This is a genomic window from Thermogutta sp., from assembly GCF_014359955.1.
In the GTDB taxonomy this organism is placed as follows: domain Bacteria; phylum Planctomycetota; class Planctomycetia; order Pirellulales; family Thermoguttaceae; genus Thermogutta.
Genome location: NZ_JACIYL010000828.1, coordinates 1 through 1,880, shown reverse-complemented (window position 1 = coordinate 1,880; position 1,880 = coordinate 1). Strand labels below are relative to the sequence as shown.

The following is a 1,880-nucleotide window of genomic DNA, read 5'->3' as shown; positions in this document are numbered from 1 at the left end:
GCCGGTACCATCGGGCAGCGTGGACCAAAGTCCCATAAATGGCTGATTATGCCGGTCCACATAATCCCACCGCGCGTAAAGAATTCTGCCAGAAAAATCCACGCAGGGATGCCATTCAAAGCTTTCAAAAGCTGATATCGGCCGAATATCGGTGCCGTCACCATTCATGACATGGAGCGTATAAACCGCTACTGGTCGCTCAGGCCCTCCCCCACATCGCACGTAACAATCCGGTTGAGGCGAGTTTATCGCAGCCGTTCGGCCACCCGGTAAAACCTGGGTGGCTACACCTCGTCGCGTCGAGAGAAACACAATTCGTCCGTCCGGCAAATAGCGAGCATCGATATCGTCGAATTTGCCGTATGTCAATCGGCGCAATCCTGTGCCGTCGCTATTCACTTCATAGACGTGATAAAAAGCATCTTCGGGGACATTGTTTTTGTCTAACTTATTTGGATGCGTGTGTAATTCTGGGTAATATCGAGCATAGGAAAACAGAATACGCTTACCATCATACGAGACATCCGGACGAATGACCGACCCGGAAGGAAGTTTGGCCGTCAGGCACCGCAGCCGTGGCGAGTCCGTTTTCCAACCTTCGAGAATGTACAGTCCCCCGTCCGGTCGGCACCACCAGCCGTAGTGCTGATCCGACATATGATGAAACACCGGCGGCTTGCGCTTGACAAAGACGAGACTTTCAAAATTGAGGAGAGGATTCAAGAGGGCGATGCGTCGTGAAGCTAGGCAGGCCTGCAAATAGAGTTCTCGGGATACGCTTTGATCCGCAGCATCAGGGCTCCGTGCTTGTACCGCGATTTGACGGAGTTTTTCCGTCTGCTGCGCGATCATCCTCCGCCCTTCGGGGCCAACCGACGCTAACTGAAGGAGCTCCTCTGCCAAGGCCAAACCCCGCTCGACAGCTTTCCGCACGGGATAACATCGGGCTTGCGGCACGCCCTCGGGATGCCATCGCGACCACATGCTCAAGCTGCTTTGATCCGCCGCCTTGTAGAGTGCAACGTTACGAACTTGCCCCCCTTCCTCGGCATAGACTTCGACTTCATCGAGGTGGAGATATTCTGTATCGGGCAGTTGCACCCTTACGAATCTTGCCGGAGATTTATTAAGGATAATGCGTAGCGGTCGGCCGTCGGTGAAACCGTAAAATACGGTCCCGTCATGCTGATAGACCTGTGTCCACTGGCGAGCGTCTGAGGAGATGAGCACCTGCAACCGCGCGGCGCGTGAAGCCACGGTGTCACAGCGGTTATAAACCACGATCGACTCCACGCAATATTGACTTCCCAGATCAACCTGCCACCAGGGTCTGAGCTCTCGTTCGGTGTGGAATCCCCATTTGCCGTCCTTGATGCCGTCACAGGCGCCCCGAGCATCGTCGGCGGTGGTTGCTGCGCGCCGCGTGGCGGCACTCCACTCACGAAGTTCCACCTGCCGCAAATAATCCTGCTCCAGATCTTGCTGCGTGATGATCACCTGAATCCCGCTTTGGCTGGTTGGCTCCTCACCGATACCGGGCTTCGTCGCTAGAAAGCATGCGACTACGGTCGACGAAAAAGTCATCGATACTAGCCCGAGTAACTTGATATTACTGATGGCGATTCTGAGAAATGACCTCCCGGTGTTCGACTTCGAGGTTCTGGCATACTGCATGGCGGTCCTCCTGCCAGGAATACCGACATTCGGGGCTCGATATTGGTTTTCGCGGGCGCGCTGTATGGTAATCCTGGCGAAGGTGTACGTAAAGCGGTCCAGGAATTTGCGGTTTCCTGGCTCCCCAGCGTTCGCCCTCCGCCAACGATGGTTTATACTATCGTCAAGGAACCATGGGAGATTTTCTGTGTAAGATCGATTTCTTT

1 protein-coding gene is annotated in these 1,880 nt (G+C 54.7%); it reads right to left on the bottom strand.

Annotation, left to right across the window (positions count from 1 at the left end; translation table 11 throughout):
• Positions 1 to 1,584: discoidin domain-containing protein (locus tag H5U08_RS17355; RefSeq protein WP_297035984.1), on the bottom strand; the 1,584-nt coding region annotated here is incomplete at its 3' end.
• Positions 1,585 to 1,880 lie beyond the last annotated feature (296 nt).